This window comes from Rhizobium sp. H4, assembly GCF_003013335.1.
Lineage (GTDB): Bacteria > Pseudomonadota > Alphaproteobacteria > Rhizobiales > Rhizobiaceae > Rhizobium > Rhizobium sophoriradicis.
Map to the genome: position 1 here is coordinate 18,716 of NZ_PSOW01000001.1, position 17,246 is coordinate 35,961.

28 protein-coding genes are annotated in these 17,246 nt (G+C 60.8%); 4 read left to right on the top strand and 24 right to left on the bottom strand.

Features of this window, described 5'->3' with window-relative positions; translation table 11 throughout:
- The first annotated feature begins 159 nt into the window (after positions 1–159).
- Together C4N04_RS00090 and C4N04_RS00095 are read left to right on the top strand one after the other, a co-directional pair.
- Positions 160–540, top strand: coding sequence for a DUF1232 domain-containing protein (locus C4N04_RS00090; protein WP_009996076.1), 381 nt, complete (start codon positions 160–162; stop codon positions 538–540).
- Positions 541–563: 23 nt separating this feature from the next.
- Positions 564–917: a lysozyme inhibitor LprI family protein gene (locus C4N04_RS00095; protein ID WP_077991475.1), complete on the top strand. Its 354-nt coding sequence runs from the start codon at positions 564–566 to the stop codon at positions 915–917.
- Between the two features lie 28 nt (positions 918–945).
- Here C4N04_RS00095 and ilvD read toward each other — a convergent pair whose 3' ends face one another.
- Positions 946–2,784 carry a dihydroxy-acid dehydratase gene (ilvD, locus tag C4N04_RS00100; protein WP_106795225.1) on the bottom strand — a complete coding sequence of 613 codons (1,839 nt, stop codon included), beginning with the start codon at positions 2,782–2,784 and terminating at the stop codon, positions 946–948.
- 334 nt (positions 2,785–3,118) lie between these two features.
- Between ilvD and msrP the strand changes: the two genes are divergently transcribed.
- Complete coding sequence (gene msrP / locus C4N04_RS00105; protein ID WP_096764929.1) at positions 3,119–4,066, top strand: protein-methionine-sulfoxide reductase catalytic subunit MsrP; 948 nt, start codon at positions 3,119–3,121, stop codon at positions 4,064–4,066.
- Entirely contained in the window at positions 4,066–4,722 is a 657-nt protein-coding gene (gene msrQ, locus C4N04_RS00110) for a protein-methionine-sulfoxide reductase heme-binding subunit MsrQ (RefSeq protein WP_106795226.1), read from the top strand. The genes msrP and msrQ overlap by 1 nt, the downstream gene beginning before the upstream one ends.
- Before the next feature lie 4 nt (positions 4,723–4,726).
- Here the strand turns inward: msrQ and C4N04_RS00115 are convergent, their stop codons facing one another.
- The 23 genes from C4N04_RS00115 to rpsS all read right to left on the bottom strand — a co-directional run bounded on the left by C4N04_RS00115 (position 4,727) and on the right by rpsS (position 17,232).
- Positions 4,727–5,128, bottom strand: a complete 402-nt coding sequence (locus tag C4N04_RS00115) for a DUF2809 domain-containing protein (protein ID WP_096764931.1) — start codon at positions 5,126–5,128, stop codon at positions 4,727–4,729.
- A 172-nt stretch (positions 5,129–5,300) separates the two neighbouring features.
- On the bottom strand, positions 5,301–5,723 hold the full coding sequence (gene rplQ / locus C4N04_RS00120; RefSeq protein ID WP_009995243.1) for a 50S ribosomal protein L17: 423 nt from the start codon (positions 5,721–5,723) through the stop codon (positions 5,301–5,303).
- 124 nt (positions 5,724–5,847) lie between these two features.
- On the bottom strand, positions 5,848–6,858 hold the full coding sequence (locus C4N04_RS00125) for a DNA-directed RNA polymerase subunit alpha (RefSeq protein WP_003547579.1): 1,011 nt from the start codon (positions 6,856–6,858) through the stop codon (positions 5,848–5,850).
- 97 nt (positions 6,859–6,955) lie between these two features.
- Positions 6,956–7,345: a 30S ribosomal protein S11 gene (gene rpsK / locus C4N04_RS00130; RefSeq protein ID WP_003547577.1), complete on the bottom strand. Its 390-nt coding sequence runs from the start codon at positions 7,343–7,345 to the stop codon at positions 6,956–6,958.
- A gap of 133 nt (positions 7,346–7,478) precedes the next feature.
- Entirely contained in the window at positions 7,479–7,847 is a 369-nt protein-coding gene (gene rpsM, locus C4N04_RS00135) for a 30S ribosomal protein S13 (protein ID WP_003573772.1), read from the bottom strand.
- Positions 7,848–8,069: 222 nt separating this feature from the next.
- Positions 8,070–8,720 carry an adenylate kinase gene (locus tag C4N04_RS00140; RefSeq protein ID WP_038688295.1) on the bottom strand — a complete coding sequence of 217 codons (651 nt, stop codon included), beginning with the start codon at positions 8,718–8,720 and terminating at the stop codon, positions 8,070–8,072.
- The gene (gene secY, locus C4N04_RS00145; protein WP_038688293.1) at positions 8,717–10,057 is read right to left on the bottom strand and encodes a preprotein translocase subunit SecY; all 1,341 of its coding nucleotides are present in this window, start codon (positions 10,055–10,057) and stop codon (positions 8,717–8,719) included. Before secY ends, C4N04_RS00140 begins: the two co-directional genes overlap by 4 nt.
- A gap of 235 nt (positions 10,058–10,292) precedes the next feature.
- On the bottom strand, positions 10,293–10,769 hold the full coding sequence (rplO, locus tag C4N04_RS00150; RefSeq protein ID WP_038688291.1) for a 50S ribosomal protein L15: 477 nt from the start codon (positions 10,767–10,769) through the stop codon (positions 10,293–10,295).
- A gap of 16 nt (positions 10,770–10,785) precedes the next feature.
- A complete protein-coding gene (gene rpmD, locus C4N04_RS00155; protein ID WP_003547566.1) occupies positions 10,786–10,995 on the bottom strand; it encodes a 50S ribosomal protein L30 in 210 nt (69 codons plus the stop codon).
- 13 nt (positions 10,996–11,008) lie between these two features.
- A complete protein-coding gene (rpsE, locus tag C4N04_RS00160; RefSeq protein ID WP_003573784.1) occupies positions 11,009–11,578 on the bottom strand; it encodes a 30S ribosomal protein S5 in 570 nt (189 codons plus the stop codon).
- 130 nt (positions 11,579–11,708) lie between these two features.
- Positions 11,709–12,071: a 50S ribosomal protein L18 gene (gene rplR, locus C4N04_RS00165; protein ID WP_038688288.1), complete on the bottom strand. Its 363-nt coding sequence runs from the start codon at positions 12,069–12,071 to the stop codon at positions 11,709–11,711.
- 12 nt (positions 12,072–12,083) lie between these two features.
- The gene (rplF, locus tag C4N04_RS00170) at positions 12,084–12,617 is read right to left on the bottom strand and encodes a 50S ribosomal protein L6 (RefSeq protein ID WP_038688286.1); all 534 of its coding nucleotides are present in this window, start codon (positions 12,615–12,617) and stop codon (positions 12,084–12,086) included.
- 42 nt (positions 12,618–12,659) lie between these two features.
- Positions 12,660–13,058, bottom strand: coding sequence for a 30S ribosomal protein S8 (gene rpsH / locus C4N04_RS00175; protein ID WP_003547562.1), 399 nt, complete (start codon positions 13,056–13,058; stop codon positions 12,660–12,662).
- Between the two features lie 12 nt (positions 13,059–13,070).
- Positions 13,071–13,376 carry a 30S ribosomal protein S14 gene (gene rpsN / locus C4N04_RS00180; RefSeq protein ID WP_003573787.1) on the bottom strand — a complete coding sequence of 102 codons (306 nt, stop codon included), beginning with the start codon at positions 13,374–13,376 and terminating at the stop codon, positions 13,071–13,073.
- 32 nt (positions 13,377–13,408) lie between these two features.
- Positions 13,409–13,966 carry a 50S ribosomal protein L5 gene (gene rplE / locus C4N04_RS00185; RefSeq protein ID WP_003573788.1) on the bottom strand — a complete coding sequence of 186 codons (558 nt, stop codon included), beginning with the start codon at positions 13,964–13,966 and terminating at the stop codon, positions 13,409–13,411.
- Positions 13,959–14,267, bottom strand: coding sequence for a 50S ribosomal protein L24 (gene rplX / locus C4N04_RS00190; RefSeq protein WP_004674929.1), 309 nt, complete (start codon positions 14,265–14,267; stop codon positions 13,959–13,961). The genes rplE and rplX overlap by 8 nt, the downstream gene beginning before the upstream one ends.
- A gap of 12 nt (positions 14,268–14,279) precedes the next feature.
- On the bottom strand, positions 14,280–14,648 hold the full coding sequence (gene rplN, locus C4N04_RS00195) for a 50S ribosomal protein L14 (protein WP_003573790.1): 369 nt from the start codon (positions 14,646–14,648) through the stop codon (positions 14,280–14,282).
- A 263-nt stretch (positions 14,649–14,911) separates the two neighbouring features.
- Entirely contained in the window at positions 14,912–15,151 is a 240-nt protein-coding gene (gene rpsQ / locus C4N04_RS00200) for a 30S ribosomal protein S17 (RefSeq protein WP_096771963.1), read from the bottom strand.
- A 12-nt stretch (positions 15,152–15,163) separates the two neighbouring features.
- A complete protein-coding gene (gene rpmC, locus C4N04_RS00205) occupies positions 15,164–15,364 on the bottom strand; it encodes a 50S ribosomal protein L29 (RefSeq protein ID WP_004674925.1) in 201 nt (66 codons plus the stop codon).
- 11 nt (positions 15,365–15,375) lie between these two features.
- The gene (gene rplP, locus C4N04_RS00210; RefSeq protein WP_003573792.1) at positions 15,376–15,789 is read right to left on the bottom strand and encodes a 50S ribosomal protein L16; all 414 of its coding nucleotides are present in this window, start codon (positions 15,787–15,789) and stop codon (positions 15,376–15,378) included.
- 38 nt (positions 15,790–15,827) lie between these two features.
- Positions 15,828–16,562: a 30S ribosomal protein S3 gene (rpsC, locus tag C4N04_RS00215; protein WP_003573793.1), complete on the bottom strand. Its 735-nt coding sequence runs from the start codon at positions 16,560–16,562 to the stop codon at positions 15,828–15,830.
- Positions 16,562–16,951, bottom strand: coding sequence for a 50S ribosomal protein L22 (gene rplV, locus C4N04_RS00220; protein WP_004674922.1), 390 nt, complete (start codon positions 16,949–16,951; stop codon positions 16,562–16,564). Before rplV ends, rpsC begins: the two co-directional genes overlap by 1 nt.
- Before the next feature lie 2 nt (positions 16,952–16,953).
- The gene (gene rpsS / locus C4N04_RS00225) at positions 16,954–17,232 is read right to left on the bottom strand and encodes a 30S ribosomal protein S19 (protein ID WP_003573797.1); all 279 of its coding nucleotides are present in this window, start codon (positions 17,230–17,232) and stop codon (positions 16,954–16,956) included.
- Positions 17,233–17,246 lie beyond the last annotated feature (14 nt).

Below are 17,246 nucleotides of genomic sequence, written 5' to 3' on the forward strand. Positions count from 1 at the left end.
AACAGGGTTCAGATTTTAGGCGGAACCGGCCTGAAATCGCCCTGTTTTGCGACCCGACGCTAAAAAGGAAAGAGGGCGGAAGCATGGAAGAATAAGGCAGTCGGGGCCTCAGGAGATTTTGCTTCAGGCCTTTGAGAATACGATTCAGGAAGACTGGCCATGCAACTGATATCCAAAGCCAAAATCTGGTCGAAGTCACTGAAGCGTGACATCGTCGCCCTGTGGCTTGCTGCGCGCGATGCCAGGGTGCCGTGGTATGCGAAGGCGGTTGCGGGCGCCGTTGCGGCCTATGCGCTGTCGCCGGTCGATCTCATCCCCGATTTCATTCCCGTGCTCGGCTATCTCGACGATCTCGTCATCGTGCCGCTCGGCATCCTGCTGGCGATACGGCTTGTTCCGGCTGATGTGATGAGCGAGCTGCGTGTGGAAGCGTCAAGGCGCCTCGAGCGTCCCTCCGGGCGAGGCGGGTTGATCTTCATGCTTGCCGTCTGGCTCGCCTGCATCATCTTCCTGGCTCTGGCATTGCGCCAGCTGGCCTGATGGGCGGCAACAGGAACATAGGAATGATGGCAAAAAAAGCGATGACGATGGCCCTTGGCCTGGCGATCCTCACTTCGGGATCGGAGATGGCCAAGGCGGCGAGCTTCGATTGCGATGCGAAAGAATTGAAGCCGGACGAAAAAGCAATCTGTGACAACCGGGCACTCAACGATGCCGATGTCAGGATGGTCACGACCTTCGAGCTGCTCTCCGGGCTGATGGCCATGGGCTCGCGCGGAACATTGCAGGACGAACAGACGGCCTGGCTGAAGAAGCGGCAGGAATGCGGGGCAGATGCGGCCTGTATCAAGGCGGCCTATGACGAGCGGATGAAGCAGCTCGGCGAGAGTTATAAAAACATCAACCGGCCGCTTTGAAGCGGCCGGTCGGCAGAGCAGCTGGCTCTTAGCGGGCGTTCAGGTCGCGCACGGCGCCGCGGTCGGCGCTTGTTGCGAAAGCGGCATAGGCCTTGAGCGCCGTGGTGACATTGCGCTTGCGGACTTCTGTGGGATGCCAGCCCTTGCCGTCCTGCTCGGCGCGGCGGGCGGCAAGTTCGGCCTCGCCGACGCGCAGGCTGATGGTGCGGTTCGGGATGTCGATGTCGATCATGTCGCCCTCGCGGACCAGGCCGATCGTGCCGCCATTCGCCGCTTCCGGCGAGACATGGCCGATCGAAAGGCCGGAGGTGCCGCCGGAAAAGCGGCCGTCGGTGATCAGCGCGCAGGCCTTGCCGAGGCCCTTCGACTTCAGATAGCTCGTCGGATAGAGCATTTCCTGCATGCCGGGGCCGCCCTTCGGGCCCTCATAGCGGATGACGACGACATCGCCGGCCTTCACCTCGTTGGCGAGGATCGCCTTGACGGAGGCGTCCTGGCTTTCGAAAACGCGGGCGGGGCCGGAGAATTTCAGGATCGATTCATCGACGCCGGCCGTCTTGACGATGCAGCCGTCGATCGCAAGATTGCCCCTAAGCACGGCAAGACCGCCGTCTTTCGAGAAAGGATGCTCGACCGAACGGATGACGCCGTTCTGGCGATCCGTGTCGAGATCGTCCCAGCGGGCTTCCTGGCTGAAAGCGACCTGGGTCGGGATGCCGCCCGGAGCTGCGCGATAGAAATTGCGGACGGTGTCGCTGTTGGTGCGGGTAATGTCCCAGCGGTCGATTGCGTCGCCCAGCGTCTCGGCATGGACGGTCGGGCAATCGCGGTTCAGCAGGCCGCCCTTGTCGAGCTCTCCGAGGATCGACATGATGCCGCCGGCGCGGTGCACGTCTTCCATATGCACGTCGCTCTTGGCGGGCGCGACCTTCGAAAGGCACGGCACGCGGCGCGACAGCGCGTCGATATCGGCCATGGTGAAATCGACCTCGCCTTCATGGGCGGCGGCCAGGATGTGCAGGACGGTGTTGGTCGAACCGCCCATGGCGATATCGAGCGCCATGGCGTTCTCGAAAGCCTGCTTGGAGGCGATGGTGCGCGGCAGCGCCTTGACGTCGTCCTGCTCATAATAACGGCGGGCGAGATCGACGATAAGATGGCCGGCCTCGACGAAGAGGCGCTTGCGGTCGGCATGGGTGGCGAGCGTCGAGCCGTTGCCGGGCAGCGACAGGCCGAGCGCTTCCGTCAGGCAGTTCATCGAATTGGCGGTGAACATGCCGGAGCAGGAACCGCAGGTCGGACAGGCCGAGCGTTCGATGGTCTGGACATCCTCGTCGCTGATCTTGTCGTCGGCGGCGGCGACCATGGCATCGACGAGATCGAGCGCGTGGGTCTTGCCGTGCAGCACAACCTTGCCCGCTTCCATCGGACCGCCGGAGACGAAGACGGTCGGGATATTGAGGCGCAGTGACGCCATCAGCATGCCGGGGGTGATCTTGTCGCAGTTGGAAATGCAGACCATTGCGTCGGCGCAATGGGCATTGACCATGTATTCGACGCTATCGGCGATCAGTTCGCGCGACGGCAGCGAATAGAGCATGCCGTCATGGCCCATGGCGATGCCGTCGTCCACGGCGATCGTGTTGAATTCCTTGGCGACACCGCCGGCCGCCTCGATTTCGCGGGCGACGAGCTGGCCGAGGTCCTTCAGGTGCACGTGGCCGGGCACGAACTGGGTGAAGGAATTCACCACCGCGATGATCGGCTTGCCGAAATCCGAATCCTTCATGCCCGTGGCGCGCCAAAGGCCGCGCGCGCCTGCCATGTTGCGGCCGTGGGTCGTGGTTCTGGAACGGTAAGCTGGCATCGGTGTCTTCCTCGACGTGTCGGAAATGGTCAGGCGAAGCGAAGCGGCATGAAGCCTGCGGGCCGGGCGAACGCTGCCTTTTGGAATTGTCCTAATCCAATCGACCGGGGCTGTCACTACCGGCAAGGTCAAATCCGGTACGCTGCCGGGAAGGCACCTCGAGCGCCATCGATGATATACGGTTCGGCGCGAGCTTTTGGTTACAGCCTATTCCATCACAGCCGAACACAAAAAATTGGCTTCCCGTCGGCGAGATTCAAGGCATAGCTAATCCGAACATGCGGGCGGTTCGTTTAAGAACTATATTCAAGAAATCCGCCCTGGAGGTTTCGACATGCCAAGCTATCGCCCCCCGAAGATCGCGTCGTCGGAGATCACGCCGCGCCAGATCTATATGCGCCGGCGGGAATTCCTCGGTGCTGCAGCGCTCGGCGCCATGGCGCTTTACGGCGCCGGCAAGGCGAGTGCGGCCGCCCTTTCTGCCGTCGAGAGCAAGTATAAGGTCGACGAGAAGCCGACGCCGATCAAGGACGTCACCACCTACAACAATTTCTATGAGTTCGGCCTCGACAAGGGTGACCCTGCGGCAAATTCCGGCGATTTCAAGCCGCTGCCCTGGACGGTCAAGGTCGACGGCATGGTCAACAAGCCTGGCACCTTCGACTTCGAGGCACTGATCAAGGAATTCCCGATCGAGGAACGCACCTATCGGATGCGCTGCGTCGAAGCCTGGTCGATGGTCATTCCCTGGGACGGCTTTCCGCTGGCATCGCTGCTCGACAAAGTCGAGCCGCTCGGCAGCGCCAAATATGTCGCCTTCGAAACCGTCGTCCGTCCGGAAGAGATGCCGGGGCAGAAGGGTTTCTTCCAGTCGCTTGACTGGCCTTATGTCGAGGGCCTGCGGCTCGACGAAGCGCGCCATCCGCTGACGCTGCTTGCCGTCGGGCTCTATGGCGAAACGCTGCCGAACCAGAACGGCGCGCCGATCCGCCTCGTCGTGCCGTGGAAATACGGCTTCAAGGGCATCAAGTCGATCGTCAGAATCACCCTTACCGACCAGCAGCCGAAGAATACCTGGCAGGTGACCAATCCGCAGGAATACGGCTTCTACGCCAACGTCAACCCTGCCGTCGACCATCCGCGCTGGAGCCAGGCAAGCGAGAGGCGCATCGGCGAAAGCGGCTTCTTCGGCGCCAGCCGCCGCCCCACCCTGCCCTTCAACGGCTATGCCGACGAGGTGGCGAGCCTTTACGCAGGCATGGACCTGAAGGCGAATTTCTGATGGCGGAATTGTCGCTCGCCATCCCGAAACGCTGGCAACCCGCCTCGGTCTGGCTGCTTTATGCCGTCGGTCTCCTGCCGGCCGCCTGGACCTTCTATCTCGGCGCGACCGATCAGCTCGGCGCCGATCCGGTCAAGACCTTCGAGCTCTTCCTCGGCATCTGGACGATCCGGTTCCTGATCGCAACACTTGCCGTCTCGCCTGTCCGCGAGCTTCTCGGCTGGAACTATCTGCGCTACCGCCGCGCGCTGGGGCTTTTGACCTTCTACTACGCGCTGATGCATTTCACCGTCTACATGGTGCTCGACCAGGCGATGGATATCCAAGCGGTCATCAACGACGTGCTGAAGCGCCCTTTCATCATGTTCGGCATGGCGGCGCTGGCGATGCTTATTCCGCTGGCGGCGACGTCCAACAATTTCTCGATCCGCCGCCTTGGCGCGGACTGGAACTGGCTGCATCGTCTGGTCTACATCATCGCCGCCAGCGGGGCGCTGCACTTCGCGCTTTCGACCAAGATCCTCGATCTCGAGCAATATATCTATGTCGGGCTGATCACCGCCCTTATCCTCTACCGCTCCTGGCGGCCGATCGCCCGCAGCCGGAAAAAGGCCCAGGGCCGGACGCGCAATCGCGCTGTGGCGTCGGCTTCATAAGGGATCACCGGCGTGCGGGATCGAACAGGTACGCTGCCGCTATGCCAACCGCGTAGGCCAGAATGTTCCACGGGGAAAAGATGCGGCCGAGCAGCAGCGCGCCTGCTGTGGTCAGTCGAAACGCGTCGAGCCAGGGCGTGTGGTAGAGCCGGAATAATTCCACCGAGATCGCGATGAACAGCGCCATGACGGCAATGACAGCCGGTCCTGGCCTGGCGACAATCAGCGCCACCAGCAGATCGACCATTGCGCCCCAGAGCGCCGACCCACCATATTTGACAAGGACGAAGGGCAGACCGGCCGCATAGCCAAAGCGCCTGAGCGCCAGCCCGAGTGCGATCACCACAAGGACGGCGGCGAGACGACGGACCTGTAGGCGAGAGCTGATTTGAACGATTTCAGACAAATGAACCTGTCCTGTCTCAAGCCCAGCCGCCGCTGCGGCTGAAGTGCCAATTTCCAATGATCGAACGAGGCGTTACCTGCCCGGACCGACGCCCCCCTCCTCGCATCGTCCGCACCAACGAAAACAGCCGGGCTTTGCAGCCCGGCTGTTTCGTTTCCGCAGGAGCGGAAGATTAAGCTGCGACGGCCTGCTCTTCGGCAGCGACGCGGGCCTTGTCAGCGGCGCCCTTGGCGTAGGTGTCGCGGTCAACGAATTCGATGACGGCCATGGCGGCGTTGTCGCCCTGGCGGAAGCCGGCCTTCATAATGCGCAGGTAGCCGCCATTGCGGGTGGCGTAACGCGTTGCAATCGTGTCGAACAGCTTCGAAACGACGGCGGCGTCGCGGATCTGCGAGATCGCCTGACGGCGAGCGTGCAGGTCGCCGCGCTTGCCGAGCGTGACGAGCTTCTCGACGATCGGACGGATTTCCTTGGCCTTCGGCAGAGTCGTGACGATCTGCTCGTGGGTGATCAGCGAAGCCGCCATGTTGGCGAACATCGCCTTGCGGTGGCTTGCGGTTCTGTTCAGCTTGCGGCCGGCCTTTGCGTGGCGCATTGCTATTCTCCTTTAATGCAGTGCCCTTACTTCGTTACCGGGCCTGCCGTTTCCTGGCACATGCAGGCGATATGCCTGCTGTTTGACGGGGAAAGGCAGCCGATAGAGCCTGCCTTTTGTTTTCTCAGTATTGGTCTTCGTAACGCTTGGCGAGATCTTCGATGTTCTCGGGTGGCCATGCCGGCACTTCCATGCCGAGGTGCAGGCCCATGGAAGCGAGAACTTCCTTGATTTCGTTCAGCGACTTGCGACCAAAATTCGGTGTGCGGAGCATTTCTGCTTCGGTCTTCTGAATGAGGTCGCCGATGTAGACGATGTTGTCGTTCTTCAGGCAGTTTGCCGAACGGACCGACAGCTCGAGTTCGTCCACCTTCTTGAGGAGAGCCGGGTTGAAAGCGAGTTCGGTGACTGCTTCCTCTTCGGTTTCCTTCTGCGGCTCGTCAAAGTTGACGAAGACGCCAAGCTGATCCTGGAGGATGCGCGCCGCAAAAGCGACGGCGTCTTCGCCGGTGATCGAGCCATCGGTTTCGATGGTCATGTTCAGCTTGTCGTAGTCGAGAACCTGTCCTTCGCGGGTATTTTCAACCTTGTAGGACACCTTCTTGACCGGCGAATAAAGGCTGTCGACCGGGATGAGACCGATCGGAGCATCTTCCGCACGATTGCGTTCGGCCGGAACGTAGCCCTTGCCGTTGTTGACGGTGAATTCCATGCGGATTTCGGCACCCTCGTCGAGCGTGCAGATCACATGCTCGGGGTTGAGGATTTCGATATCGCCGACCGTCTGGATGTCGCCAGCCGTAACAACGCCCGGGCCCTGCTTGCGCACGACCATGCGCTTTGCGTCGTCGCCATCCATCTTGATGGCGATTTCCTTGATGTTGAGCACGATGTCCGTGACGTCTTCGCGGACGCCCGGGATCGAGGAGAATTCATGCAGCACGCCGTCGATCTGCACCGCCGTGACGGCGGCACCGCGCAGCGAGGAGAGCAGAACGCGACGCAGCGCGTTGCCGAGGGTGAGGCCGAAGCCGCGCTCCAGCGGTTCGGCAACGAGCGTCGCCCTGGTGCGCGAGCTCGAAGAGAACTCCACCTTGTTCGGCTTGATCAGTTCCTGCCAGTTCTTCTGAATCATGAGTTTGCCTTCCGTTCGTTGCCACCATCCAATCGTGGCAACCGAGCTTGAAAACCACCGGGAGCGCGAAGGCGCTCACCGGTGACGATAGCGATGATCAGACGCGGCGCTTCTTGCGCGGACGGCAGCCATTGTGCGGGATCGGGGTCACGTCGCGGATGGACGTGATCATGAAACCCGCAGCCTGGAGCGCGCGCAGAGCCGATTCACGACCCGAACCCGGGCCGCAGACTTCGACTTCCAGCGACTTCATGCCGTGCTCCTGGGCCTTCTTGGCGCAGTCTTCGGCAGCGATCTGGGCGGCGAACGGGGTCGACTTGCGCGAGCCCTTGAAGCCCTTGGCGCCGGCCGACGACCAGGCGATCGCATTGCCCTGCGCATCGGTGATGGTGATCATCGTGTTGTTGAAGGTCGAGTTGACGTGAGCGACACCCGACGAGATATTCTTGCGCTCGCGACGGCGAACGCGGACGGCTTCCTTAGCCATGCTATTCCTTTCGTTGATCTCTTCACCGCCGTAATGCCAGCGGCTACACCGGAACGGCGCCTATATGGTCCCGCTCCAAACTCAAAAGAGGCCGGCGCAGCCCGCCAGCCCCCTCATCCCGGTTTCCCGGAAATTACTTCTTCTTGCCAGCGATTGCCTTTGCCGGCCCCTTGCGGGTGCGGGCATTGGTGTGCGTGCGCTGACCGCGGACCGGAAGGCCGCGGCGATGACGCAGGCCGCGGTAGCAGCCGAGATCCATCAGGCGCTTGATGTTCATCGCGGTATCGCGACGAAGATCACCCTCGACCTGATAGTCGCGGTCGATGGCTTCGCGGATCTGAAGGACTTCAGCGTCCGTCAGCTGATGCACACGACGTTCAGCCGGAATACCGACCTTCTCGACGATTTCCTGTGCGAATTTCGGACCGATCCCGTGAATGTAGGTCAGCGCGATGACGACGCGCTTTGCAGTCGGGATGTTGACGCCAGCGATACGTGCCACGCCTGTTCTCCTTGCATTCCAGTTGCCATCCGGCAAGTGGGCTTCGTTATGCGGTCTTTGGAACCGCCCGTTCAAATTTAGGTCCGCAACATGTCAAAACGACCGAACCCGGACTTCCCTGGGAAATCCGCGCCGATCGCATGGAATGTCGCGAGTTGGCGCGGTGTTTAGCGGAATCACTGCTGAAAAGCAACCGTTCCGCCAAGTTTTATTTTCAAAGCCTTAAAGCTTGGAAAGAATGGCTTCGACCTCGGCGGTTACCTGATCGATCTCCGCCATGCCGTCGACGGACCTGAGCTTGCCCTTGGCATGGTAGTAGCCGATCAGCGGTGAGGTTTCCTTGTAGTAGACCTGCAGCCGCGCCGTCATGGTTTCCGGAGTGTCGTCCGGACGGCGCTTGAAGTGGGTTGAACCGCACTTGTCGCAAACGCCTTCATTGGCCGGAACCTTGTCGGTGTCGTGATAGACGCTACCGCACTGCGCGCAGGAGTAGCGACCGGCAACGCGACGGACCAGTTCGGCATCATCGACTCGGAATTCGACCACGACAGAGAGAGCGAGACCCTTCGCCTTCAGCATCGCCTCAGTGGCATCAGCCTGGACCAGCGTCCGGGGGAAGCCGTCGAGAATGAAGCCGTTGGCGCAATCGGGCTGGTCGATTCGCTCCGAAACGATGGCAATCACGATCTCATCCGAGACCAGCTTGCCCGCGTCCATCACCGCCTTGGCGCGCTTGCCGACTTCCGTGCCGGCATTGACCGCCGCACGCAGCATATCACCCGTGGAAAGCTGCGGAATGCCGTGCTTTTCCACGATCCGCTGGGCCTGGGTTCCCTTGCCCGCGCCCGGCGGCCCCAAAAGGATAAGTCTCATCGCCCCCTCTTTCCTCCACGCAACTTCGATTTCTTGATCAGGCCTTCGTATTGCTGCGCGATCAGGTGACCCTGGATCTGTGCAACCGTATCAAGAGTTACGCTAACCACGATCAAAAGCGAAGTCCCACCAAGGGCTAACGGAATGCCGGTTTGCGACACCAGAATCTCGGGAAGGATGCAGACGAAGACGAGATAGATCGCGCCGATGACCGTGATACGGGTCAGCACGTAGTCGATGTATTCGGCGGTGCGCTCACCCGGGCGAATGCCAGGAATGAAGCCGCCGTGCTTCTTCAGATTGTCGGCCGTGTCCTTCGGATTGAAGACGATGGCGGTGTAGAAGAAGGCGAAGAAGGCGATCAGTGCCGCATAGAGCACCATGTAGAGCGGCTGACCATGGCCGAGCGCCGCAACGATCGAGGTCGCCCAGGCCGGCATCGCTGTGGTGCTGGCAAAGCCGGCGATCGTTGCCGGCAGCAGGAGCAGCGACGACGCGAAAATCGCCGGGATGACGCCCGAGGTGTTGAGCTTCAGCGGCAGATGCGAGGTGTCGCCCTGGAACATGCGGTTGCCGACCTGGCGCTTCGGATACTGGATCAGCAGCCGGCGTTGCGCACGTTCGACGAAGACGATGACGCCTATGACGCCGATCGCGACGATAATGACGAGCAGGATGAGCGGGGTCGACAGCGCACCGGTGCGGCCGAGTTCGAGCGTGCCTGCAAGGGCCGTGGGAAGACCGGCGGCGATGCCGGCGAAGATGATCAGCGAGATGCCGTTGCCGATGCCGCGCGAGGTGATCTGCTCGCCGAGCCACATCAGGAACATCGTGCCGCCCAGCAGCGTCAGTACGGTGGAAACGCGGAAGAACCAGCCCGGATCGACGACGAGCCCCTGGCCGCTCTCAAGACCGGCAGCAATGCCGTAGGCCTGCAGTGCGCCGAGAATCACCGTGCCGTAACGGGTGTACTGGTTGATGATCTTACGACCCTGTTCGCCTTCCTTCTTCAGGTTTTCGAGCGCCGGCACGACCGAGGTCATCAGCTGCACGATGATCGAGGCGGAGATATAAGGCATGATGCCGAGCGCGAAGATCGCCATGCGCTCGACGGCGCCGCCCGAGAACATGTTGAAAAGGCCGAGGATGCCGCCTGCCTGGCCGCGGAAAGCCTGGGCATAGGCTTCGGGGTTGAGACCCGGAAGCGGAATATGGGTACCGAGCCTGTAGACGAGGAGAGCTGCCAGTGTGAACCACAAGCGCTTCTTCAAATCCTCGGCTTTGGCAAAGGTCGAAAAATTGAGGTTGGATGCCAATTGTTCCGCTGCAGAAGCCATGCGATTCTCCGCGCTACCAATTCCGACCGTCTCTGGGGGACAGGCCGGCCCCGGAATCAGTATGAAAATTATTCAAAACCGGGCTTGGAACGGATTGCAGCGCAACCCCATGCCTCACCCTTGTTTCCAGTCTTATCGGCATGACGCGGGCGCGCCAGCCAACATTTTGTGAGGCCCACATATGGGAGCAAAATCGCCCGGTGTGAAGCACCCCGGGCGACATATCATCAGATTATTATTCGGCTGCAGCAGGAGCCGAAAGCAGGGTCACGCTGCCGCCGGCCTTTTCGATCTTCTCGACGGCAGGCTTGGAAGCGCCTGCGACGACGATGGTGATCTTGGCCTTGAGCTCGCCGTCGGCGAGAACGCGGACGCCGTCCTTGGCGCGGCGGATGACGCCGGCAGCCTTGAGGGAGGCTGCGTCAACGGTGGCCTTCGCATCGAGCTTGCCGGCGTCGATCGCAGCCTGGATACGGGCGAGCGACACGACGACGAAGTCGGAAGCGAAGATGTTGTTGAAGCCGCGCTTCGGCAGGCGACGATAGATCGGCATCTGGCCGCCTTCGAAGCCGTTGATGGCGACGCCGGAACGGGACTTCTGACCCTTCACACCGCGACCACCGGTCTTGCCCGAGCCCGAGCCGATACCGCGGCCGAGGCGCTTGCGGCTGTGGGTCGAGCCTTCGTTGTCCTTGATTTCATTGAGTTTCATGAGCGTTTCCTCCGTCTCACTTCTCGTCGACGACGCGAACGAGATGCTGGACAGCACGGATCATGCCACGAACCGAAGGGGTATCCTCCAGCGTGCGGCGACGGTGCATCTTGTTCAGTCCGAGACCGATCAGCGTGCGCTGCTGGACGTCCGGACGGCGAATCGGGCTGCCGATCTGTTCGATCGTGACAGTCTTCGCTTCAGCCTTCTTGGTAGCCTTGGCCATTGGTCAGCTCCTCTTATTCTTCAGAGGCGTTGCCGGAGGCGCTACGACGAGCCTGCAGCGTTGCATACTTGATGCCGCGCTGAGCTGCGATGTCCTTCGGGTGAACCTGGTGCTTCAGAGCGTCGAAGGTGGCGCGAACCATGTTGTAGGGGTTCGACGAACCGGTCGACTTGGCGACGACGTCATGCATGCCGAGGGTTTCGAAAACGGCGCGCATCGGACCGCCGGCGATGATGCCGGTACCGACCTTGGCCGAGCGCAGCAGAACCTTGCCGGCGCCATGGCGGCCATGAACGTCGTGATGCAGCGTACGGCCGTCACGCAGCGGTACGAAGATCAGTTCGCGCTTGGCGGCTTCGGTTGCCTTGCGGATGGCTTCCGGCACTTCGCGTGCCTTGCCATGGCCGAAGCCGACGCGGCCCTTCTGGTCGCCAACGACGACGAGTGCTGCGAAACCAAAACGACGGCCGCCCTTGACGACCTTGGCGACGCGGTTGATCGCGACAAGCTTGTCGACGAATTCGCTATCGCGCTCTTCACGGCTCTGGCGGTCTTCCCGCTGCGGCCTTCTTTCCTGTGCCATTGTCCTCTTCCTTTTTCTTTTCCGGGTGCAATCGGCAAACAAATGTGGACCGCATCAGCCTCCCTTCTTGGGGAGTGCCTTGCGATCCGGCGAAAATCCGGCCGGCGCAAAGCGTCCGGCCGGAAACTGATCAGAATGTGAGACCGCCTTCGCGGGCGGCATCGGCGAGCGCCTTGATGCGGCCGTGATAGATGAAGGCGCCGCGGTCGAACACGACCTCGGTGACGCCCGCCTTCGAAGCGCGCTCTGCAACGAGCTTGCCGACGAGGGCAGCTGCTGCGGTATCAGCACCGGTCTTCAGAGAACCACGCAGATCCTTGTCGAGGGTGGAGGCGGACGCAAGCGTCTTGCCGGCCACATCATCGATGATCTGGGCATAGATGTTCTTCGAGGAGCGATGAACCGACAGGCGCGGACGGCCATTGGCCACCGACTTGATATGACGGCGCACGCGGTTGGCACGACGTGCAAGTGCTTCTTTCCTGCTAGCCATTTCGCGTGATCCTTACTTCTTCTTGCCTTCTTTGCGGACGATCCGCTCGTCGGCATACTTGACGCCCTTGCCCTTGTAGGGCTCGGGACCGCGATATTCGCGGATTTCGGCGGCAACCTGGCCGACCTGCTGCTTGTTGATACCGCTGACGACGATTTCCGTCGGCTTCGGAACAGCGATCGTGATGCCGACCGGCGGTTCATAGACCACGTCGTGGCTGAAACCGAGAGCCAGCTGCAGGTTCTTGCCCTGCATGGCGGCGCGGTAACCGACGCCGTTGATTTCAAGCTTGCGCTCGAAACCGTCCTTGACGCCCTTGAAGATACCTTCGATCATCGTGCGGGACATGCCCCACTTCGACCGTGCATCCTTGGTCTGGTTCACGGGCGTCACGACGACCGCATTATCTTCGAGCTTGAGGCTGATTTCGTCGTTAGCGACGAAAAACAGCTCGCCCTTCGGGCCCTTTGCAGTAACCTTCTGGCCATCGACCGTAGCCGTGATCCCAGCAGGCACCTGAACGGGCTTTTTACCGATACGAGACATGTTTCAATCCTGTCTGTTCGCTATGGAGATCCCTGCCCGATCTTAGAAGACCGAGCAAAGAACCTCGCCACCAACGTTCTGTTCGCGAGCCTGGTGATCGGCCATCACGCCCTTCGGAGTCGAAAGGATGGTGATGCCGAGACCGTTCGCGACCTGCGGAATGGACTTGACCGAGACATAAACCCGGCGGCCCGGCTTGGACACACGGCCGATCTCACGGATCACCGATGCGCCTTCATAATATTTCAACTCGATGCTGAGTTCCGACTTGCCGTTGCCGAAATCGACAACGGAGTAGCCACGGATGTAGCCTTCGGACTGCAGGACATCGAGAACACGTGCACGGAGCTTGGACGCAGGCGTCGAGACCGACGACTTGCGGCGGGAAGCGCCGTTACGGATACGGGTGAGCATATCGCCCAACGGATCAGTCATTGTCATCTAACCTGCTCCTTACCAGCTCGACTTGACGATGCCCGGCACCTTGCCGAGATTGCCCAGTTCACGCAGCGCAATACGCGACATACGCAGTTTGCGGTAATATGCGCGCGGACGCCCCGAGACTTCGCAACGGTTGCGAATGCGGGTCTTCGATCCATCACGCGGCAGGGATGCCAGCTTGATCGAGGCCTTGAACCGCTCTTCGATCGGAAGAGCCTGGTTCATGATGATCGCCTTCAACGCAGCCCGCTTAGCGGCCTGGTTGGCGACCGTAGTACGGCGGCGCTTGTTCTTTTCAACTGCGCTTGTCTTCGCCATGTCAGGTTCCTTTTCTACGCTCGTCGTTACGGTTATTGACGGAACGGGAAGCTGAACTCTTTCAGAAGAGCCCGTGCTTCGTCGTCGGTCGTCGCCGTCGTGCAAACGATGATGTCCATGCCCCACATCTGATCAACCTTGTCGTAGTTGATCTCAGGGAACACAATGTGCTCCTTGATGCCCATGGCGAAGTTGCCACGGCCGTCAAAGCTCTTCGGGTTCAGGCCGCGGAAGTCGCGAACGCGCGGGAGCGCGATGTTGACCAGACGGTCCAGGAACTCGTACATGCGGGCGCCGCGCAGGGTGACCTTGGCGCCGATCGGCATCTGTTCGCGGACCTTGAAGCCTGCGATAGAGTTGCGTGCACGGGTGATGACCGGCTTCTGGCCGGCGATCGCTGCGAGGTCGGCGGCAGCAACCGTCGGCTTCTTCGAGTCAGCGGTCGCTTCGCCGACACCCATGTTGATCACGATCTTGTCGAGCTTTGGGATCATCATCTCGTTGGCGTAGGAGAACTGCTCCTGCATCGCCTTGCGGATGCGCTCGACATATTCCTTCTTGAGCCGCGGCTCGTATTTTGCCTCAGCCATCGATCACTTCTCCAGAACGCTTGGCCACACGGACCTTCTTGCCGTCAACGACCTTGAAACCGACGCGGGTCGGCTTGCCGTCCTTGTCGACGATTGCAATGTTGGACAGGTGAACCGGGGCTTCCTTGTTGATGATGCCGGCTTCCTGGGTCTGCGTCTGGCGCTGGTGGCGCTTGACGACGTTGACGCCACGAACAACGGCACGATCTTCCTTCGGCATGACCTGAACGACTTCGCCGGTACGGCCCTTGTCCTTGCCAGCGAGCATGACGACCTTGTCGCCCTTACGAATCTTCTGCATCGCTTCCGCTCCTTACAGTACTTCGGGAGCCAGCGAGATGATCTTCATGTGGTTCTTGGCGCGAAGTTCGCGCGGAACCGGTCCGAAGATACGGGTGCCGATCGGCTCTTTCTTGTTGTCGATGAGGACTGCTGCGTTGGTGTCGAAGCGGATGACCGAGCCATCCGGACGACGGATGTCCTTGGCGGTGCGAACGACAACCGCCTTCATCACGTCACCCTTCTTCACGCGGCCGCGCGGGATCGCTTCCTTGATCGAAACGACGATGACGTCGCCGATCGAGGCATACTTGCGCTTCGAGCCGCCCAGCACCTTGATGCACATGACACGACGTGCGCCGGAATTATCCGCGACGTCGAGGTTTGTTTGCATCTGAATCATATCAGGTCGCCTTCTTGGTTTACCGGAATGGTTGGGCCTGGGCCCCCTACTCCGGCTTATGAAAATGTTCGCCGACCAACCTGCCATTAAGGCAAGCAGGAACGCGGCAATAGCTGAATAGCGCGGGGTCGATCGTGCCAGGGTGGTTTCCCGAACGGGACCTTCCGTGCGCTCAAAGCAAAAGAACGCCCGGCATTCGAGCGTTCTGACGCTGCTTCATACAGATATTTCGGCGAGACGCAAGGCCTCGCGCAAAATTCTGTTTACCTGCCCTGGGCGGCGATCACCGTCCAGCGCTTGTCCTTGGAGATCGGCGCGCATTCCTCGATGGATACGGTATCGCCGATCTTGTACTGGTTGTTTTCGTCGTGGGCCTTGTACTTCTTGGAACGACGAACGGTCTTCTGGAGCAGCGGGTGAGCGAAACGACGCTCGACGCGAACCACTACCGTCTTCTCGTTCTTGTCGCCAACGACGACGCCCTGCAGGATGCGCTTCGGCATATTTTTCTTCCTTTAGGCCTTAACTTCTGCCGCCTTCTGGCGGGCAATGGTTTTGACGCGGGCGATGTCCTTGCGGACTTCGTTGATGCGCGAGGACTTTTCGAGCTGGCCGGTCGCCTTCTGGAAGCGCAGGTTGAACTGCTCCTTCTTCAGCTTGGCAAGCTCGTCCTTGAGTTGGTCGGCGGTCAACGCGCGAACATCTGAGGCTTTCATGAGCTCAATCCTTACTCTGCAATGCGCTGTACGAAGCGCGTCTTGACCGAGAGCTTGGCAGAGCCGAGACGAAGCGCCTCACGGGCGATCTCTTCGCTGACGCCGTCGATCTCGAACATCATACGACCGGGCTTGACCTTGCATGCCCAGTACTCAACGGAGCCCTTACCCTTACCCATGCGGACTTCGGTCGGCTTTGCGGTTACCGGAACGTCCGGGAACACGCGGATCCATACACGGCCGGCGCGCTTCATGTAACGCGTGATCGCGCGGCGTGCCGCTTCGATTTCACGTGCGTTAACGCGGTTCGGCTCCTGAGCCTTCAGGCCGAATTCGCCGAAGGCAAGGTCGGAACCGCCCTTGGCGACGCCCTTGATGCGGCCCTTGAACTGCTTGCGGTACTTAGTACGCTTTGGCTGCAACATTTTCTTACTTCTCCGAGCTTATCTTTCGCCAGCGCTAATTACGCGTTGTCGCGTTCGCGGCGACGATCGCCACGGTCGCGTTCGCGGCTTGCCGGACCCTGTGCGTCGCCTTCCAGCGCGCGACGTTCGGAAGCCATCGGATCGTGCTCAAGGATTTCGCCCTTGAAGATCCATACCTTGATGCCGCAGATACCGAATGCGGTTTCGGCTTCAGCCGTGCCGTAGTCGATGTCGGCGCGCAGCGTGTGCAGCGGCACACGGCCTTCGCGGTACCATTCCGTACGAGCGATTTCCGCACCGCCGAGACGGCCGGCGCAGGTGATCTTGATGCCTTCGGCGCCAAGACGCATCGCGGACTGAACGGCGCGCTTCATGGCGCGGCGGAAAGCCACGCGGCGCTCGAGCTGCTGGGCGATCGACTGAGCGACCAGCGTTGCGTCCACCTCGGGCTTGCGCACTTCGACGATGTTGAGGTGCGTTTCCGAGTTGGTCATATCGGACAGCTTCTTGCGGAGCTTGTCGATGTCGGCGCCCTTGCGGCCGATGATCAGGCCCGGACGGGCCGAGTGGATCGTGACGCGGCACTTCTTGTGCGGACGTTCGATGACCACCTTGGAGATCCCGGCCTGCTTCAGTTCGCTCATGACGAACTTGCGCATTTTCAGGTCTTCGTGCAGCAGCTGACCGTACTCGGCATTGTCCGCGAACCAGCGGCTATCCCAGGTACGGTTGATGCCGAGACGGAAACCGATCGGATTGATTTTCTGACCCATTATGCGGCCTCCTCTGCTGCCTGCACTTCACGAACGACGATCGTCAGGTGCGCGAAGGGCTTTTCGATGCGCGACGCGCGACCGCGGCCACGAGCGTGGAAGCGCTTCATGACGATCGACTTGCCGACATAAGCCTCGGCGACGACGAGTGCGTCGACGTCGAGATCGTGGTTGTTCTCGGCGTTGGCGATCGCGGATTCGAGCGTCTTCTTGACGGCGCCCGCGATGCGCTTGCGGGAGAACTCCAGCTCAGCGAGTGCACGCTCGACCTTCTTGCCGCGGATGGCCGCAGCAACCAGGTTGAGCTTCTGGGGGCTGACGCGGAGCGTGCGGGCGACTGCTTGCGCCTCGTTGTCCTTCAGCCGGCGTTCGGCTTTTGCCTTGCCCATTGTTACTTCCTCTTCGCCTTCTTGTCCGCGCCGTGACCGTAGTAGGTGCGGGTCGGAGAGAATTCACCGAATTTGTGGCCGACCATGTCTTCATTGACGCTGACCGGGATATGCTTGCTGCCGTTGTAGACGCCGAAGGTAAGACCGACGAACTGCGGCAGGATCGTGGAGCGACGGCTCCAGATCTTGATCACTTCTGCACGTCCGCCTTCACGAACCTTCTCAGCCTTCTTGAGAAGATAGCCGTCAACGAACGGACCTTTCCATACTGAACGAGCCATTGGAGACTTCCTCT

Excerpts from the sequence above, each read along its gene's own strand:
- C4N04_RS00090 (WP_009996076.1), top strand. The coding sequence starts at position 160 with ATGCAACTGATATCCAAAGCCAAAATCTGGTCGAAGTCACTGAAGCGT.
- C4N04_RS00095 (WP_077991475.1), top strand. The coding sequence starts at position 564 with ATGATGGCAAAAAAAGCGATGACGATGGCCCTTGGCCTGGCGATCCTC.
- ilvD (WP_106795225.1), bottom strand. The coding sequence starts at position 2,784 with ATGCCAGCTTACCGTTCCAGAACCACGACCCACGGCCGCAACATGGCA.
- msrP (WP_096764929.1), top strand. The coding sequence starts at position 3,119 with ATGCCAAGCTATCGCCCCCCGAAGATCGCGTCGTCGGAGATCACGCCG.
- msrQ (WP_106795226.1), top strand. The coding sequence starts at position 4,066 with ATGGCGGAATTGTCGCTCGCCATCCCGAAACGCTGGCAACCCGCCTCG.
- rplQ (WP_009995243.1), bottom strand. The coding sequence starts at position 5,723 with ATGCGCCACGCAAAGGCCGGCCGCAAGCTGAACAGAACCGCAAGCCAC.
- C4N04_RS00125 (WP_003547579.1), bottom strand. The coding sequence starts at position 6,858 with ATGATTCAGAAGAACTGGCAGGAACTGATCAAGCCGAACAAGGTGGAG.
- rpsK (WP_003547577.1), bottom strand. The coding sequence starts at position 7,345 with ATGGCTAAGGAAGCCGTCCGCGTTCGCCGTCGCGAGCGCAAGAATATC.
- C4N04_RS00140 (WP_038688295.1), bottom strand. The coding sequence starts at position 8,720 with ATGAGACTTATCCTTTTGGGGCCGCCGGGCGCGGGCAAGGGAACCCAG.
- secY (WP_038688293.1), bottom strand. The coding sequence starts at position 10,057 with ATGGCTTCTGCAGCGGAACAATTGGCATCCAACCTCAATTTTTCGACC.
- rplO (WP_038688291.1), bottom strand. The coding sequence starts at position 10,769 with ATGAAACTCAATGAAATCAAGGACAACGAAGGCTCGACCCACAGCCGC.
- rpmD (WP_003547566.1), bottom strand. The coding sequence starts at position 10,995 with ATGGCCAAGGCTACCAAGAAGGCTGAAGCGAAGACTGTCACGATCGAA.
- rpsE (WP_003573784.1), bottom strand. The coding sequence starts at position 11,578 with ATGGCACAGGAAAGAAGGCCGCAGCGGGAAGACCGCCAGAGCCGTGAA.
- rplR (WP_038688288.1), bottom strand. The coding sequence starts at position 12,071 with ATGGCTAGCAGGAAAGAAGCACTTGCACGTCGTGCCAACCGCGTGCGC.
- rplF (WP_038688286.1), bottom strand. The coding sequence starts at position 12,617 with ATGTCTCGTATCGGTAAAAAGCCCGTTCAGGTGCCTGCTGGGATCACG.
- rpsH (WP_003547562.1), bottom strand. The coding sequence starts at position 13,058 with ATGACAATGACTGATCCGTTGGGCGATATGCTCACCCGTATCCGTAAC.
- rpsN (WP_003573787.1), bottom strand. The coding sequence starts at position 13,376 with ATGGCGAAGACAAGCGCAGTTGAAAAGAACAAGCGCCGCCGTACTACG.
- rplE (WP_003573788.1), bottom strand. The coding sequence starts at position 13,966 with ATGGCTGAGGCAAAATACGAGCCGCGGCTCAAGAAGGAATATGTCGAG.
- rplX (WP_004674929.1), bottom strand. The coding sequence starts at position 14,267 with ATGCAGAAGATTCGTAAGGGCGACAAGGTCGTCATGCTCGCTGGCAAG.
- rplN (WP_003573790.1), bottom strand. The coding sequence starts at position 14,648 with ATGATTCAGATGCAAACAAACCTCGACGTCGCGGATAATTCCGGCGCA.
- rpsQ (WP_096771963.1), bottom strand. The coding sequence starts at position 15,151 with ATGCCGAAGCGCATCCTGCAGGGCGTCGTCGTTGGCGACAAGAACGAG.
- rpmC (WP_004674925.1), bottom strand. The coding sequence starts at position 15,364 with ATGAAAGCCTCAGATGTTCGCGCGTTGACCGCCGACCAACTCAAGGAC.
- rplP (WP_003573792.1), bottom strand. The coding sequence starts at position 15,789 with ATGTTGCAGCCAAAGCGTACTAAGTACCGCAAGCAGTTCAAGGGCCGC.
- rpsC (WP_003573793.1), bottom strand. The coding sequence starts at position 16,562 with ATGGGTCAGAAAATCAATCCGATCGGTTTCCGTCTCGGCATCAACCGT.
- rplV (WP_004674922.1), bottom strand. The coding sequence starts at position 16,951 with ATGGGCAAGGCAAAAGCCGAACGCCGGCTGAAGGACAACGAGGCGCAA.
- rpsS (WP_003573797.1), bottom strand. The coding sequence starts at position 17,232 with ATGGCTCGTTCAGTATGGAAAGGTCCGTTCGTTGACGGCTATCTTCTC.